Raw genomic sequence first — 16,172 nt, forward strand, 5'->3', positions numbered from 1 at the left:
GAGGCCGGTGTGGCCCGGCGAGCGGTGGTCTGACGGCGGCCGTCAGGCCTTCTTCACGAACTCCGACTTGAGCGACATCGCGCCCACGCCGTCGATCTTGCAGTCGATGTCGTGATCGCCCTCGACGAGTCGGATCGACTTCACCTTCGTGCCGACCTTGATGACGAGCGACGAGCCTTTCACCTTCAGGTCCTTCACGACGATCACGCTGTCGCCGTCGACGAGCGGCGTGCCGTTGGCGTCGCGCACGACGCGCGGGCCGTCGGCGGGCTCGGCGGCGTCGCCGGCCTGCGGCCATTCATGGCTGCATTCGGGGCAGATGTAGAGGGCGCCGTCCTCGTAGACGAATTCGGAGTTGCACTTGGGGCACTTGGGGAGGCTCATGGCTGCCTGGGTGTGAGTGATGCGGGGGCGCGAGTGTGCCTCGGCTCGCGGGTCGGCGAATTGCACGGCCGCATGAACGGTCGTGACCGTGGCGAGCAGCCGGCGGCGTGGACCGCCGCTTGCAGGGCTGGCCGCCAGCCGTCGCCGCGCGCGACGTTCCCGACATTCCCCACAGCCTGCCTCCGCCATGCCGCTCAAGTTCCACATGACGCCCGGTTCCTGCACGACCGGCATCCACATCCTGCTCGAAACCATCGGCATTCCCTTCGAGGCCTGGATCGTCAACATCCCCGCCGGCGACAACCTCAAGCCCGAGTACCTCGCGCTCAACCCCAAGGGCACGATCCCGACGCTGGTGCTGGAGGACGGCACGGCGCTGACCGAGTTCCAGTCGATCGCCTTCTGGCTCGCGCGCAGCTACCCGCGCCGCAAGCTGCTGCCGGAAGACCCGCTGCTCGCCGCCAAGGCCATCGAAGCGATGGCCTTCGCCTGCGGCCATCTGCACGGCCAGGCCTTCGCGCGCATCTTCACGACCGACAAGTTCGCGCTCGACGAAAGCCAGCACGAGGCCGTCAAGGCCAGGGGCCGCGAGATGGTGGACCGCGATTTCGCCATCCTCGACGCCCAGCTCGCGGGCCAGGACTACATCGCCGGAGAGTTCTCGATCGGCGACGCGGCCATCTTCTACAACGAGTTCTGGGCCGACCGGCTCGGCATCGCGCTGCCGCCCAACGTGAAGGCGCATTACGAGCGCATGCGGGCGCGGCCGGTGGTGCAGGCGGTATTGGCCGAAGAGGGTTATCGCTGATCGGCGGATGGCTGGCCTGAAATACGGCGCTCGTCGGCCGATAAGTCAGTCATCCCTCCGCGGACAATTCTGCCCATGCAGAATGCCGCACCGATCTCACCTCGCTTCAACCCCATGCCGGACTTGCCGGACCGCTGTCTCCTGCCCGAAAACGGCGTCCGGCCCTGGCGCCTCGCCTTCTGTCTCGCGCTTGCCTTTTCCCTGCCGAGCCGGGCGGCGCCCGCCGACCTCACGACGCTGAGCCTCGAGCAGCTCATGGACCTGCCGGTCGTGAGCGCCGCTCGCTACGAGCAGCGCCAGACCGAGGTGGCCGCCGCCGCCAGCATCCTGACCCGCGCCGACATCGACGCCTTCGGCTGGCGCACGCTCGGCGACGCGCTCGCGAGCCTGCCCGGCCTCTACCAGACCTACGACCGCCAGTACGGCTACCTCGGCGCGCGCGGTTACGGGCCGCCGGGCGACCTGACCGCCCGCGTGCTCGTGACGATCGACGGCAACCGCGTCAACGACCCGCTGTTCGACTCCGGCCCGATCGACCGTGCGTTTCCGCTCGACATGGGACTGGTCGAGCGCATCGAGTTCATCCCCGGGCCGGGCGGCGCGGTGTACGGGCAGAACGCGATGTTCGGCGTGGTGAATGTCATCACGCGCTCGGGCGCCGACCTCAAGGGCGCCGAGATCGAGACCGCCTGGCAGGCGCCGCAGAACCTGCGCGAAGGCCGCGCGACCTGGGGCCGGCGCTGGGATGACGGCAGCGACGTGCTGCTGTCGGTGTCGGGCATGCGGGCGCGCGGCGAGGACCTCGCCTACGGCTTCGGCGACACCGGCGTCTCGGGCGTCGCGCCCGGCCTCGACGGCGAGCGCGGCCGGCAGGCCTTCCTGCGCGCCAGCAGCGGCCCGCTGTTCGCCAGCCTCGCCTGGGGCAGCCGGCGCAAGGATGATCCGACCGCCGGCTTCCGCTCCGATCCGCTCGTCGGCGGTCAGTACCAGGCCGACCGCTATGCCGTCGGCCAGCTTCAGTACCAGGACCGCGTGACCGACGCGCTGCTGCTCACGGGCCGGCTGTTCGGCGGCACCGAGGACTACCGCAGCCACCTGAGCTACGACGGGGCGATGGTCTCCTACCCGTCGACCAGCGGCTGGCACGGCGGCGAGCTGCGCCTCGTCGCCGACGGATCGGAGCGGCACCGCCTGCTGTTCGGCATCGAGGCGCAGCAGAACACCCGCGTGCGCCAGCGCGAGATCGATCTCGCCAGCGACGTGACGCGCGTGGACATCAGGACCGGCGGCCACCGGCTCGGCCTCTACGGCCAGGATGAATGGCGGATCACGCCCGCGCTCGCGGCCATCGTCGGCGCCCGCTTCGACCACGACGATGTCAGCGGCAACGCCGCGAGCCCCCGCGCCGGCCTGATCTGGCAGCGCGATCCGGCCACCACGCTCAAGCTGCTGCACGGCCGCGCGCGCCGCTCGCCCAACGCCTACGAAAGCGCCTATCACGACGAGGTCTCGCTCACCGCCAACCCGTCACTGCCGGCCGAGCATGTCGAGACCTGGGAGGCCGTGGCCGACCGGCGCGTGTTCAGCGACCTCGCCGTGCGCGTCTCGCTCTACCGCTGGCACATGCACAACCTCATCCATCTCGGCAACGACGAGGCCAGCGGCCTGTCGCAGTACCAGGCGTCGAGTTCGGTGCAGGCGCAGGGCGCCGAGATCTCGGCCGACAAGACCTGGGAAGGCGGCGCGCGTCTGCGCGGCAACGTCTCGGTGCAGGACGTCAGCGCCGACCGCGGCGAGCGGCCGGCCAATTCGCCGGTGCTGCTCGCGCGGCTCAACTTCTCGACGCCGCTGCGCGTCCTGCCCGGCGGCCACACTGGCTGGGAACTGCGCTACGACGGCCCGCGCCGCGCGATCGACGGCAGCACGCTCGGCGGCTACCTGCTCGTGAACGCGCGCGCGGTCTGCGACCTGAAGCCGATCGGCGCCGAGCTGCTTGTGACCGCGCACAACCTGCTCGACCGCCGCTACGCCCAGCCGGCCGCCGACACCAACTGGCAGACCGGGCTCGAGCAGGACGGCCGCAGCCTGCGCATCGGCCTGCGCTGGCGGTTGTGACGGCGATGACGCGCCTGCTCACCCTGCTCGCCTGCCTGTTCGCGCTGCTGCCGCGCACGGGCGACGCGCGCGCCGCCGACGCCTTGCCCGAGTACCGGCTCAAGGCGGCCTTTCTCTACAACTTCGCGCTGCTGACCGAATGGCCGGCCGAACTGGGCCCGACGATCAACCTCTGCGTGCTCGGCCCCGATCCCTTCGGCGAAGAACTCGACGCGCTGCAGGGCAGGAACGTCGGCCGGCGCGTGATCGGCGTGCGCCGCCTCGGCTTCCGCGATCCGGCCTCCGGCTGCCAGATGCTCTACATCGCGCCGTCGGCGATGGCGTCGCTGCCGCGCCTGCTCGACGCGCTGAGTGGCGTGCCAGTGCTGACCGTGGCCGACAGCCCCGACGCCGCCCGCGAAGGGGTCGCGATCAACATGCTCCCGGTGCAATCGAAGATCGGTTTCGAGGTGAACCTGCGGTCGGCCCGCGGCGCCGGCCTTCATCTCAGCTCCAAGCTCCTCAGGCTGGCCGGCAATGTCTACCAGTGACGCTTTCCCGCCTGCCACCACCGGCCGTCGCCTGGGCAGCCTGTCGCTCAAGGCGCGCATCGTCGTTGTGGCGGTGGCGACCGCCACCTTCGCGCTGCTGACCGCCTCGGCGCTGTTCGTCATCGACCAGAACCGCGCGGCGCGCGAGGCGATGCTGTCGTCCGCGCTGGCGCTGGCGCGCGTGTCGGCCAACAGCTCGGGCGCGGCGCTCGCCTTCCGCGACAAGGCCGCCGCGACCGAGGTGGCCGAGGCGCTCGCCGGCGAAAGCGACGTGCTGGCGGTGCGCGTCTTCCTGGAGGACGGCACGCCCTTCGTCACGGCCTGGGGCAGTCGCGCCGCATTGCGGGCCGAGGTGGAGGCGCTGCGCGCCACCCCGCCGCTGTCGCATCTGATTGTTGCGCCGGCGGGCGACCATGACTCGCCCGCCGGCCACCCGCCGCGCGCCGAATTCTCGGGCGGCCGGCTCACCGTGCTCCAGCCCGCCGACATCGGCGGCACGACGGTCGGGCATCTCGAACTGACGTTGTCCGAGTCGCGGCTCGCGGCCCAGGTGCGGCGCCAGATCGGCTTCGCGGCGGTGGTGTTCGGCGGCGCGCTGCTGGTCGGGCTGCTGCTCGCGACGCGCCTGCAGCGCTTCATCTCGCGGCCGCTCGAAGCGCTGGCCGCGACGATGCGCGAGGTTTCGGCGCGCGGCGACTATTCGCTGCGTGCGGAGCGTGGCGTGGAGGGCGAGATCGGTCTGCTCATCGACGGCTTCAACCGCATGCTCGGCCAGGTGCAGAGCCGCGATGCCGCGCTCGCGCGCGCGGTCGGCGAACTGGAAGTGGCCAAGCAGCAGGCCGAGGCCGCGAACGAGGCCAAGTCGCAGTTCCTCGCCACCATGAGCCACGAGATCCGCACGCCCATGAACGGCGTGCTCGGCATGGCCGAGCTGCTGCTGACCGGCCCGCTCGATCCGGCGCAGGAGCGCATCGTCCAGACCATCCGGCATTCGGGCCGGGCGCTGCTCACGATCATCAACGACGTGCTCGACTACTCGAAGATCGAGGCCGGCAAGCTCGAGCTGGAGCAGCTGCCCTTCGATCCGTCCGAATGCGTCGACGGCATCGTCGCGCTCATGTCGGGCGCGGCGCGCGCGAAGGGGCTGCTGCTGTCGTCGCGCTTCGCGCCCGGCCTGCCGCGCCAGGTGAACGGCGACGCGGGCCGGCTGCGCCAGGTGCTGCTCAACCTCGTGGGCAACGCGATCAAGTTCACCGAGGACGGGCAGGTCTGCATCGCGGCGGTGGCGCGCGCGCTGCCCGAGGGCGACTGGGAGCTGCGCTTCGAGGTGAGCGACACCGGCATCGGCCTCGCGCCCGGCGAGCGCGAGCGCATCTTCGAGGCCTTCACCCAGGCCGACAGCTCGACGACCCGGCGCTTCGGCGGCAGCGGGCTCGGTCTGTCGATCGCGCGCCGGCTGGTGCTGCTGATGCAGGGCGAGATCGGCGTGATGAGCACCGCGGGCCTCGGCTCGACCTTCTGGTTCACCGCGCGCTTCGGCGTCGCCGATCCCGACGCCGGCCAGGTCGGCACGCACACGCGGCCCGACGTCCGCCGCCCGCGCCAGGCGCGCGTGCTCGTGGCCGAGGACAACGCGATCAACCAGCAGGTCGCGCGCGGCCTGCTTGAAGCTTTCGGCCATGAGGTCGAGGTGGTGGAGAACGGCGTCGAGGCGCTCGCCGCCGTGCGCACCGCCGACTACGACGTCGTGCTCATGGACGTGCACATGCCGGAGATGGACGGCTTCGAGGCGACGCGGCGCATCCGCGCCTGGGAGGCCGAGACCGGGCGGCACCGGCTGCCGATCGTCGCGCTCACCGCGAACGCACTGGCCGGCGACCGCGATGCCTGCATCGACGCCGGCATGGACGACTACCTGTGCAAGCCGGTCACGCCCGACGGGCTCGCGGCGGTCGTCGCGCGCGGCATCGGGCTGGCCGCGCCCGGCGCGCCGACGCGCTGAAGCCGGCGCCGGACGAGCGCGGATCACCGGCCGCCGCCCCCGATTGCGCCGCGCCCGGGGCCGCGCGCCGGCCTTGACCCTTCAGTCCCGATGCGCGAAGGCGGTCCAGTCCCAGTCGCCGCGCCCGAGCGCGACCGATTGCGCGAGCCGGCCCTGGGCCAGTTGCGCGACCGGCATCTCGACGCCCGCCTTGCCGGCGGCATAGAGCACGAGGTTGGCGTCCTTGAGGCCGAGCGCGAGCCTGAAGCGCGCCTCGCGGTAGTCGCGCCGGGCGATCTGGGCGCCGTAGTTGATGTAGATCGGCGACGGGAAGATCGACTGGCCGAGCACCTCCATGAGCGTCTCGCGCGGCAGGCCGTAGTGCTCGACGAGGTCGGTCGCCTCGGACATCGCCTCGATCGCGCCCATGATCAGGAAGTTGCCGGCGAGCTTGAGCGCATGCGCCCGGGCCGGATCGTCGCCGAGCGGAAACACCCGCTGGCCGAGCGTTTCGAGCAGGGATTGCACACGCTTGCACGCGGCCTCGGGGCCGGCGCCCAGCACCCAGAGCTTCGCGGCCGCCGCGGCGTCGGGCCGGCCGAACACGGGCGCCGCCACATAGGCCGCGCCCTGCCGCGCATGGAGCTCGGCGAGCGCCTGGGCGGTCTGGGGCGCGATGGTGCTCATCGATACATGGATGCCATCCGCGCCGAGCCGCTCGCCGAAGCCGCCGGGGCCGGTCACGACCTCGTGCAGCGCCGCGTCGTCGGCCACCATCGTGAAGACGATGCCGTCGGCGCCCACGGCCTCGGCGGGCGTGGCGACTTCCTGTGCGCCGAGCGCGACGAGGTCGTCCGCCTTGCCCGGCGAGCGGTTCCAGACGCGTAGCGAATGCCCGGCGCGGATGAGGTTCATGGCCATCGCATGGCCCATGGCGCCGAGGCCGATGAATCCGAGTTCCATTTGCAGCTTTCCTCCGGTTGAAGGAGGAATGCTGCCGCATCGGGCCGCGCGACGCGGCGCCGATACGTGCCCGATAGCGTCAGGCGCGGGGCGGCATCGGGCGGAGCCGGCGGTGCACCGCCTAGCCGCGCGCCGCGTCGAGCGCCGCCGCGAGCCTGGCTCGGCTGGCCGAGACCAGCCGGCGCAGGCCGATCTGCCGTGCCATCCGGCCGAGCGCGGCGTCGCCTTCCGCGCCGGCGGCGAGCACGGCACGGGCGAGGGCCGCGAGTTCGGCGTCGCAAATGTCGGCGAGACCGCGCGGCGCCTCGGGCACCGGCGTGCGGAAGACGGGCGCGACGGCCGGATCGGCGTCGATGCGCCAGAACACCTCGGCCGGCGCGTCGGCCTCGCCCTCGACCGTGACGCGGCAGAGCCGGCGCGCGAAACCGAGCACCCGTTCGCGGATGAGCCGGCCGCTGCGCGCGAAGCCATGGGCACGCGCGATGCGCTCGACGAGCAGTTCGGCGCCGACCGGCGCCTCGACCGCGACCACATGCAGGACCATGCCGGCGAGCACATGGTCGTAGGCCGGGGAGTGGAAGGCCTCGGCGTCGGGCCGCGCGACCGTGGCCGGATCGGCGACGCGGTAGGGCGCGAACAGCGGCGCGGTGGCGTCGTCGGCGATCGGCGTGTCGAGGGTGGGGATCTCGTCGCGGGCGTCGAGGTCGGCGGGGGCGGGATCGGTTTCGGTCAGGAGGGCGAGCGTGTCGTCGTCGGCGCCGGCGAAGTCGGCGAGCAGACGTGGAGGTTCGGCGGCCGGGGCGGCGTCGGCATGCGCGTCGGGCGCGGTGTCGGCCATCGCCGGCGCGCGCGAGAGAACCTGGGCGTCGGCCGTTTGCGTTGCGGCGGTCGGCCCGACCGCGTCGTCCGGCGCGGGCGTGCCGGTCGTCTCCGCCATGGTGTCCGGCTCCGCCGCATCGACGCTTTCCGCCGTGTCCGCCGTGCCGGCCGCGCGCGCGAGCACCGCCCGCGCCGTCTGCGCCACTGCCGCGACATTCGCGGCCTCGGCCGTCGCGCGCCGGTCGCGCGTCGCCGCCAGCAGTTCTCGCAGCCGGGCGTCCAGGCGCTCGCAGGCGCCGTCGGCGTCGCTCCACCAGTCCACCGACCACAGCCTCAGCACGTCCCAGCCGAGGTCGCGCAGCAGCTGCTCGCGCAGCAGGTCGCGGTCGCGCGCGGTGGCGGCGCGGCGGCAGGTGTCGCCGTCGCATTCGAGCGCGGCGAGGTAGCGGGCGGGATCGTCGGGATCGACCACCGCCAGCTCGACGCGGAAGGCCGAGGCGCCGACCGGCCCGTCGAGCACCCAGCCGCGCGCCGCGAGCGCGCGCGCGACGGCCCGGGCGAGGCGGTCGGTTTCGGGTTCGCGCGTGGTCGGGGTGCCGGCCAGTTCGAGCGCCACCGTGCCGCGCTCGGCGAAATCGAGGAATCGCCGCAGGTCGCGGGCGCCTTCGGCGCGCAGCCGCGCCGGGTCCATCTGGCTCGCGCGCAGCGACGAGAACACATGCAGTTCGAGCCGCGCGCGCGTGATCGCCACGTTGAGCCGGCGTTCGCCGCCGGCCCGGTTCATCGGGCCGAAGTTCATCGACAGCCGGCCGTCGCGGTCCGGCCCGTAGGTGATCGAGAAGTACATGAGGTCGCGTTCGTCGCCCTGCACGCTCTCGAGGTTCTTGACGAACACCGGCTCGCGCGCGCCGTCGGCGAAGAAGGCTTCGAGCGCCGGGTCGGCGCGGCGTGCCTCGTCGAGCAGGTCTTCGATCAGCGCCATCTGCTCGGCGTTGAAGGTGACGACGCCCACGCTCAGCCCGGCCTGGGCAAAGCCCGGCGCGCGCAGTCGCGCGACCAGCTCGGCCACGAGGGCGCGGGCCTCGGCCGGATTGGTGCGGCTGCCGCCGCGCTCGTAGCAGCCGTCGGCCACGGCGTGGAAGCTGACCGCGCGGTCGTCGGTGACGGGCGCCGGCAGGGTGACGAGGGCGCCGTCGTAGTAGCGGTGGTTGGCGAAGGCGATCAGGCTTTCGCTGCGGCTGCGGTAGTGCCAGCCGAGGCGGCGCGCGGGCAGGTTCGCGCCGAGGCATTCGTCGAGGATGCTGTCGGGGTCGGCGACAAAGACGTCGGCGTCGGGCGGAGCGGCGTCGCTGCCGTCGGCGACGGGGCCGTGGCCGCTTGGTCCGCCGCCATCGAACCCGCCGTCGGCCTCGGCGCGGCCGAAGAAGCCGGTGGGCGGCAGTTGCTTCGGGTCGCCCACCATCACCACCTGGCGCCCGCGCGCCATCGCGCCGATCGCGTCCCAGACGGCGATCTGCGAGGCCTCGTCGAACACCACGAGGTCGAAGGGTGGGGCCTCGGGCGGCAGGAACTGAGCGATCGACAGCGGGCTCATGAGCATGCAGGGCGCGAGCCGCGCCAGCGCGCCGGGCGCGCGCGCCATGAGCTGGCGCAGCGTGAGGTTCGGGCGGCCGGCGAGCTCGCGTCGCAGCAGGGTCCAGTCGGCATCGAGCGCCGGACTGTCGGGCGCGGGCAGGCCGGCGCGCAGGCGGGCACGCAGCCAGTCGCGCGTGAGATCGGCGAGGCGGCGGTCGGCGGCGCGGAAGTCGGCGATGCGCTGCTCGTGCACCGGGCCGAGGAAGTCGCGCAGCAGCGGCTCGTGCTCGACCACGGCGTCGAGCCACCAGCGCGCATAGGCGGCCTCGAACACGGCGCGCGCGTCGGTCGGTGCCAGCGTGCCGGCTTCGAGCGCCGCCACGATCGGGCCGAGGCCGAGCGCGGCGGCGTGATCGCGCGCGCGACGCCAGGCGCACCAGGCCTTGAGGCGCGGCCCGGCGGCGAGCAGGCCGGCGGCGTGGCGGGCCAGGGCATCGAGGTCGGCGCGGTCGAGCGCGGCGCGCCGGCCGGGATCGAGCCCGGCCACCTCGGCATGAACGGCGATGGCGCCCGGCAGGGCCTGGAGCGCGAGCGCGAGCGATTCGCCGACGCGCATCGGCTCGGCGTCGGGCGCGAGCCGGGCGCGGTCGCCGATGAGCAGCCGGGCCAGCGGCTTGAGCCAGACGGCCCGATCGCGCGGCGTGGGCGCGAGGCGGGCGAGGATGCCGGCCAGCATCTGATGGAAGCCGAGGGCGGCACGCAGCTCGTCGGCGGACGTGTCGAGGCCGCGCCAGAGACCGCCGCTGAGCCGGCCGAGGTCGGCCAGGGCGGTGATGCGGGCCTCGACGGCCGCGCGCTTGCGCAGCGTGGCGAGGTCGGCCGCCATGGCGGGGCCGGCGTCGCCGCGCGCGATGGCGACATGCTCGTCGCCGGGAGCGCCACGGCCGATCGCGCGCAGCTTGCGCAGCGCGAGCTGGAAGCGCAGCGCCGCGTCGAGCCGCGCCTCGTCGGTGGCATGGCCCTGCCACAGGCCGCCGGTGGCGGCGTCGAGCGGCGCGAGCGCGGCCAGTCCGGTCTGTGCTTCGCGCAAGGCCAGCAGGCGGGCGAACTGGTCCTGGGCCGCCGCGCCGCAGGTGCCGACCGCCACCGGGTCGAGACCTTCATCGGTCCAGGCCTCGCCGGCGCGGGCGGCGGCGAGCGCCGCGTCGAGGCAGAGCATGGCGCGCAGCGGATCGGCGCCTTCGCCGTGCCAGAAGTCGCGGGCATGAGGGCCGGGGTCGATGGTGGCGAAGCGCGCATGCAGCTCGTCCAGTTGCGCGAGCCGGGGCAGGTCGGCGGCGGGATCGGGCCGGCCCTCGACAGCGACGGCGGCGAGCAGCCGCGCGATGCGCAAGCGCCGCAACGCCGACAGCGGCCAGACCATGCGGGGCAGCGCCGCCCATTGCGCGTTCAGTCGCGCGATGTCGAGCCGCGCCGCGTCGGCGCCGTAGCGCGCGGCGAGGCCGGCCTTGACGGTGGCGATCTCGTCGAGCACTTCGAGGCCGCGCTCGAGCAGCGCCGCCACCGAGGCCGGCAGCGGTTCCGGCAGGGCGGCGCGGGCCGCGCGTTCGCGGCGCAGCAGATCGAGGCCGCGATGCGCGTCCTGCAGCACCGCGTCGGGCCAGGGTTCGGACAGCCGGGCGCCGTAGGCGCGATGGCGAGCGAGCAGCGCATGGCCCTCGGCCAGACGGCGGGCGAGCGCCTCGGCATCGGCGCGCAGCATGAAGCGCCAGTCGTGGCCGGCGGCGCGCGGCAGCAGCCGGGCCAGCAGCGCGAGCGCGACCGCGCCCTGGCGACCGGCCGGTCGGGGCAGGCCGGTGATGGCGCAGAAGCGGCGCAGCGCCCGCCCGGCACCGGCAGCCGCCTCGCCGAGCGCGCGGCTGGCGTCGAGCAGCGCCTGCTGCCAGGCCGGCGACCAGTCGCGTGCGCCGATGACCGCGAGCGGATGGCCGCAGGGGCTGACGGCGCCCGCCGTCACCGCGAGCGCATCGACCGCATCGCGCAGTTCGAGCATCGCGTCGGCATCGTGCGGATCGCGGTCGGGCCAAGCGAGGGCGGGCAGCGGTGGCGCCGAGCCGGCCGAGCCGGCGGGAGCAAGCGGGGGCGTGGTCGTGTGGCCCGGTGGCGCGGTCGGGCCGGCCGGTGTCGCGGCCCGTGTCGCGTGATCGAGCACCAGCCCGATCGCGCTCCGCACGCTCAGGCCGTTGGCGTGACAGGCGTGCAGCCGCTCGACCAGGGCATCGAGGCCGGCGCGCAGCTTGCCGAGGCGGGCGGCCTCGGTGTCGCGCGCGGTGGCGAGCTGGCCGGCGGCCGTGGCTTCCGGTCGGCCGTGGCCGGCGTCGCCGGATGCGGCTCCCGTCAGGTCGCGCCGCGCGGCCTGCGTCGCGTCGCCGACGCCGACGCCACCCCCGTCGTCGGCCAGATCCCAGGCCGCGCGCAGCCGCGCCAGCACCTCGCGCACGCGCGCCTTGCTCGAATGCAGTTCCAGGCAGAACTCGCCCAGCCCGACCTCGCGCAGCCGCCGGTGTACGACGTCGAGCGCCGCCATCTTCTCGGCCACGAACAGCACCCGCTTGCCGTCGGCAAGGCACTGAGCGATCAGATTGGCGATGGTCTGGCTCTTGCCCGTGCCGGGCGGGCCGATGAGCACGAAATCCTTGCCGCACCCGGCCGCCAGCACCGCCGCGAGCTGGGTCGAGTCGGCCGGCAGCGGGCAGCACACGCGCTCGGGCGGGAAGTCGGCGTCGAGCCGGCGTGGCTCGGGAAAAGGTTCGCCGGCGGGCCAGGGCGCGCGCGGGCTGTCGATCAGATGGCGCACGACGCGGTTCTCGCGCAGCCGGCCGGTCTGCTCGACCAGGTCCTTCCACATCAGGTGCTTGGCGAAGGAGAAGCCGGCAAGCACCACGTCCTCGCTCACCTCCCAGCCGGCGAAGTCGCGGACCGCCCGCGACACGCGACGCCAGATGCCGGCGATGTCGAGGCCGGAGTGGTCGCGCGGCAGCTCGCCGCCATCGAGGCCGGGCAGGGCGAGGCCGAAGTCCTGGCGCAGCAGCTCGACCAGCGTCGGGTTGAAGCGCGGCTCGTCGTCGAGCATGCGCAGCCGGAAGGGGGAGCGTGCATTGCGGCGTTCGAGCGCCACCGGCAGCAGCACGAGTGGCGCGCGCAGGCAGCGCGAGCCCGGCCGGCCGTCGGCGCGCGCTGGCATCCAGTTCAGGAAGCCGAGCGCGAGGAACAGGGTGTTGGCGCCGCTTTCCTGCCAGGCGGCGCGCGCGGCGCGGTGCAGCCGTACGAGGCTGGCGTCGAGCCGGGCCGGGCTGTCGTCCACCAGCAGTTCATGCCGGGCCAGGGCCTCGCGCGCGAGTTCGGCATGCAGCCGGCCGGCATGACGCTGCTCGTGCAGTTCGAGGCTGCGCGGATCGACGCCGGCCATGAGCGCCGGACGCGCGACCAGGCGCAGCGGCGTGCCGGCGGCGAGCAGATCCTCGAGCGCGGCGGCGTCGGGCGCATGCAGCGCGACCGCCCGCCGGCCGGGGCGGAAGTTGAGCAGGTTGTTGCTCAGTGACAGGTCGAGCAGCTTGCGCTGCCAGCGTGCTAGCCGGTCGGCCGGGCTGAGGGCGCCGGCATCGCTGTCGGGCGGGAGGTCGGGGAAGTCGGGCGCGGGGTCGAAGGCGGGGGCGGTGCCGCCCGGTGCCGCGGTATCGGAAGCTGCATCGGCGCCGGGCACCGTTGCCGCACCGCCGGGCGCGCGGGCTCCATCGGGCAGGGAGAGGGCGGCTGGGTCCGGAGCGTCGCCTGTGCCGATCGGTCGCGCGGGCCGGCCCATCACCGCCTCGGCCAGCGGGCGGATGCGCTGCTGGCGGGCGCGGCGGATGTCGATGGCCAGCTCGAAACCATCGTCGTCGGCCTCGGAGAGCTGGTGCGCGCCGCGCTCGCAGGCCCGGGCGAAGCCGGGCGCGGGCGCGTGGGTGACGAGCGTGGTCTCGAACAGCGCGATCTCGCCCAGATGCAAACGCTTGCGCAATGCGCTCGGGTCGTCCGTCACCACGCTTTCGAAGGTGTGCGGCCGCAGCCACAGGCCGGCGAAGGCATGGCCGCGCGTGACGATCACGAGCGGGTTCAGGCCCATCTGCTCGATCGCGGCGGCGAACATCAGTGCGAGGTCGAGACAGGTGCCGAGACCGCCATCGAGCAGTTGCGCCGGCGAGCGCACCTTCTGCCCCGCGTGCTCGAAGCTCGCCGGCGGCAGCGCATAGCCGAGACCGAGGGCGGCGGTCGCGCTCCACAACGCCGACGCCAGTTCCCACGCACGCGCCGGGCCGTCGGTGTAGCCGTCGAGCGCATCGCGCCGGCCCTGGGCGCGCAGCAGGTCGGCGGCACGCCTGAGCAGTCGCTCGATGCCCGACGAATTGGGCTGGACGAAGGCCGCGAGCAGGTCGGGCAGCTGGGTCAGCCCGCCCCAGTGGTTGCGCGGCAGCACGTCGAGCGTGGTGTCGAGGCTCGCCAGCGTGCCGCCGTGCTTGCCGCGCAGGCGCAGCCGCACGGTGGCCGGTTCGGTCTCGATCAGCCGCGCCAGCAGGGCGCCGTCCAGCGCGAGGTCGAGATCGCCCAAATGAGCCTCGCCCTCGGGCGCGATCGCGTCGATGTGCCAGCGACGCGGGCGCAGGAAGGGCGGCTCAGCCTCGATCGACAGGTCGAGCGCATGCAGCGACTCGGCGGCCGGATTGCGCACCACCAGTTCGCGCAGCAAGGGCACGGCGTTCTGGAAGTCGGCCAGGCTGAGCCGGCGCGACAGCACGGGATGCAGCGTGGGCGGGGGCAGGAAGCTGGCGGTGAGTACGTCGGAGGACGGGGAGTCGGCCTGGGGGGCGATCGGCATGGAGCGGCGGCGGAAGGCGCATCGCGCGGACGGTGGCGATGCCGCGCGCGATTCTCGCGGCGCGGCAAGGGGGCCGGTGCCGTCCTGTTACCGCCGGATGTGATGGACTGCGGCGCCCGGGCACGCACGGCGCGGCGGGGCACCCGAGGGGGTGAAGCGGCGCAGGCCCCGGCCCGTTCGCGGCCGGAGATGCCGGCGGCGATTTGGCCGACCGGCCGGCCTGGGCCATAGTCGCCCGTCCTCCGCCCGCCACCGCCATGACCTCCGCCCGCCCGCTCGCGTCGATGTCCGCCGCCGATCTTGACGATCCGCGCCTGCAAGCCCTTGCAATCGATCCCGGCCCGGCCGCGCGCGTCGCCGTGCTCGCGCCGGCCGCCACCGAACCGTGCCTCGTGCTCGGCCTGCGCGGCAGCGGCAAGACGCATGCGCTGCGGCTGTGGAGCTGGCCGGTCGCCGGCCAGCGTGCGCCCGACGCCGACGGACTCGACCTCGCGCGCGCCGACGGCTGCCTGGCCGTGCATTTCCGCCCGAGCGCCTTCGACGCGCGGCGCTATCGCGGGCGCGGCGGCGCCTCGGCCGGCGCCGGCTGGCAGGCCGCCTTCGCGCGCCAGATCGAATGGCGCATGGCCGAGCGGCTGCTCGCGGTGCTCGACGGCTGGCGACGACGCTGCGGCGACGCGGGTTTCGACGACGCGGTCTGGCGGCGCGCGGCGGCCGGACTCGCCGTCGGCCGGCCGGCCGGCGAGGGTGGCGAGGGCGGCGAGGGCGGCGGCAGCCCGGTCGAGTCTTCCGGCGCGCCGGTCGGCCCGATCGCGCTGCTCGGCGTCATCGTCGATGCGCGCCGTCGGCTCGACATCGATGCCGCCCGCGCCCCCGCCGAGCGCCCGCCCGCCTTGCCGGCCGACCCGCCCGGCGCGGTGCTGCGCGCCCTCGCCGATGCCTGGGCCGGCTGGCATCCGGCACTGGTCGCGCTGCCGCTCGTGCTCGTCATCGACGAGGCCGAGCTGCTGCCCGCCGACCAGCTCGCTCGGCTTGGCGCGCTGCTTGCCGAGACGGTCATCGCGCGGGACGGGTCCGGCGAGCCTTTCACCGCCTTGCGCATCCGCGTCGCCGGTCGGCGCGAACTCGCGCGCGAACCGGCATTCGCCGGCTGGCCGCGATGCTGCTGGGACGAGCTGCTGCGCCGCCAGCCGCACTGGCCGGTGCTTGCCCAGGCGCTGCTCGACCGCCGTCTCGCGCCCGGCGCGCTGCCGCCGCTGGCCGAAGCGCCCGGCGCCGGCCTCGGCGCGCTCATCGACGCGACGGCGGGTAATCCGGGCCTGCTGCTCGCGCTGTTCGACCGGCTCGCGCTGCTGGTCTGGCAGCGCGGTTTCCGCTTCGGCGGGCCGGACGACGACGGCGGTATCGACGCGCCGCTGCCGGCCGCGCTCCAGGCCGAGGCGCTCGCGGCCACGGCACGCGATTTCATCGAGCCGCCGCCGGCCGCGCGCGGTGATCCGCGCACGCTCGACGCGCGGCGCGCGCCACCGCCCGCCGCGCGCGAGGCACTGCGCCGGCTGGCGCAGGCGGTGACGGCGCTCGCGGGCGCAACGCCGCCGCGTCAGATCGTGGTCGCGACCGGCGAACTGGATGCGCACGCGGCCGCGACGCTCGCCGCCGTGCTCGACGCCGGCTGGCTGCTGGAAGCGGCCCCGCCGGCCGCCGCCGACGCGCCGCGCGCGCCCGAAGCCGACCTGCTCGTGTCTGCCGCGCCGCTGGCGCCTGCCGCGTTTCCCGCGCTGCCCGCGAGGCTGCGCGTGATCGCGCACCCGCTCGCGGGCTTGCGGCTCGGGCTGGCGTCGGGGGCGGCGGGCAGTTTCGTTCTTGACGCGAGGCTGGCGCTCGCGGTGTTCGGGGGCATGGAGCGCGAGGGCTTTGCGCGCTTGCTCGGCGCGGCGCGCGTGGGCCCGACTGCCGGCGGGGAAGTTGCCGGTGACGGCGATGGCCCGGCGGACGACGGAGCGGGGCAGGCCAGCCTGTTCTGAGCGGCGTCGGCACTGCTCTTGCCGCGAACCTTGCAATGCGGCCAAGCGGCCCGGCAAG

The 16,172-nt window shown here is 74.3% G+C and carries 8 protein-coding genes; 5 read left to right on the forward strand and 3 right to left on the reverse strand.

Translation table 11 applies throughout. The features are described 5' to 3' along the window. Positions 1 to 42: 42 nt before the first annotated feature. Complete coding sequence (locus tag H566_RS0109335) at positions 43 to 384, reverse strand: zinc ribbon domain-containing protein YjdM (RefSeq protein WP_028311231.1); 342 nt, start codon at positions 382 to 384, stop codon at positions 43 to 45. 205 nt (positions 385 to 589) lie between these two features. Here H566_RS0109335 and H566_RS0109340 point away from each other — a divergent pair, with 205 nt between their 5' ends. From H566_RS0109340 to H566_RS24050, 4 genes are all read left to right on the forward strand, one after another. Then, entirely contained in the window at positions 590 to 1,192 is a 603-nt protein-coding gene (locus tag H566_RS0109340; RefSeq protein WP_245591314.1) for a glutathione S-transferase family protein, read from the forward strand. Between the two features lie 114 nt (positions 1,193 to 1,306). Continuing rightward, positions 1,307 to 3,307, forward strand: coding sequence for a TonB-dependent receptor plug domain-containing protein (locus H566_RS0109345; protein WP_084544976.1), 2,001 nt, complete (start codon positions 1,307 to 1,309; stop codon positions 3,305 to 3,307). Between the two features lie 5 nt (positions 3,308 to 3,312). Next, positions 3,313 to 3,837: a YfiR family protein gene (locus H566_RS0109350; protein ID WP_028311234.1), complete on the forward strand. Its 525-nt coding sequence runs from the start codon at positions 3,313 to 3,315 to the stop codon at positions 3,835 to 3,837. Beyond that, positions 3,824 to 5,839 carry an ATP-binding protein gene (locus tag H566_RS24050; protein ID WP_051378446.1) on the forward strand — a complete coding sequence of 672 codons (2,016 nt, stop codon included), beginning with the start codon at positions 3,824 to 3,826 and terminating at the stop codon, positions 5,837 to 5,839. The genes H566_RS0109350 and H566_RS24050 overlap by 14 nt, the downstream gene beginning before the upstream one ends. Before the next feature lie 81 nt (positions 5,840 to 5,920). On the opposite strand, the gene H566_RS0109360 is transcribed toward H566_RS24050, so the two are convergent. Both H566_RS0109360 and H566_RS24055 read right to left on the reverse strand, forming a co-directional pair. Continuing rightward, positions 5,921 to 6,781, reverse strand: coding sequence for an NAD(P)-dependent oxidoreductase (locus tag H566_RS0109360; RefSeq protein WP_028311235.1), 861 nt, complete (start codon positions 6,779 to 6,781; stop codon positions 5,921 to 5,923). A gap of 121 nt (positions 6,782 to 6,902) precedes the next feature. After that, complete coding sequence (locus H566_RS24055) at positions 6,903 to 14,090, reverse strand: DUF3320 domain-containing protein (RefSeq protein ID WP_051378448.1); 7,188 nt, start codon at positions 14,088 to 14,090, stop codon at positions 6,903 to 6,905. 257 nt (positions 14,091 to 14,347) lie between these two features. On the opposite strand from H566_RS24055, the gene H566_RS0109370 reads away from it, so the two are divergent. Further along, entirely contained in the window at positions 14,348 to 16,114 is a 1,767-nt protein-coding gene (locus H566_RS0109370; protein WP_028311236.1) for an ORC-CDC6 family AAA ATPase, read from the forward strand. The last annotated feature ends 58 nt before the right edge of the window (positions 16,115 to 16,172 follow it).

The organism is Derxia gummosa DSM 723, assembly GCF_000482785.1.
Classification (GTDB): Bacteria; Pseudomonadota; Gammaproteobacteria; order Burkholderiales; family Burkholderiaceae_E; genus Derxia; species Derxia gummosa.

What these genes read in the sequence shown, in the direction of transcription:
- H566_RS0109340 (WP_245591314.1), top strand. Translation starts at nt 590, where the DNA reads ATGACGCCCGGTTCCTGCACGACCGGCATCCACATCCTGCTCGAAACC.
- H566_RS0109370 (WP_028311236.1), top strand. Translation starts at nt 14,348, where the DNA reads ATGACCTCCGCCCGCCCGCTCGCGTCGATGTCCGCCGCCGATCTTGAC.
- H566_RS24055 (WP_051378448.1), bottom strand. Translation starts at nt 14,090, where the DNA reads ATGCCGATCGCCCCCCAGGCCGACTCCCCGTCCTCCGACGTACTCACC.
- H566_RS24050 (WP_051378446.1), top strand. Translation starts at nt 3,824, where the DNA reads ATGTCTACCAGTGACGCTTTCCCGCCTGCCACCACCGGCCGTCGCCTG.
- H566_RS0109350 (WP_028311234.1), top strand. Translation starts at nt 3,313, where the DNA reads ATGACGCGCCTGCTCACCCTGCTCGCCTGCCTGTTCGCGCTGCTGCCG.
- H566_RS0109360 (WP_028311235.1), bottom strand. Translation starts at nt 6,781, where the DNA reads ATGGAACTCGGATTCATCGGCCTCGGCGCCATGGGCCATGCGATGGCC.
- H566_RS0109335 (WP_028311231.1), bottom strand. Translation starts at nt 384, where the DNA reads ATGAGCCTCCCCAAGTGCCCCAAGTGCAACTCCGAATTCGTCTACGAG.
- H566_RS0109345 (WP_084544976.1), top strand. Translation starts at nt 1,307, where the DNA reads ATGCCGGACTTGCCGGACCGCTGTCTCCTGCCCGAAAACGGCGTCCGG.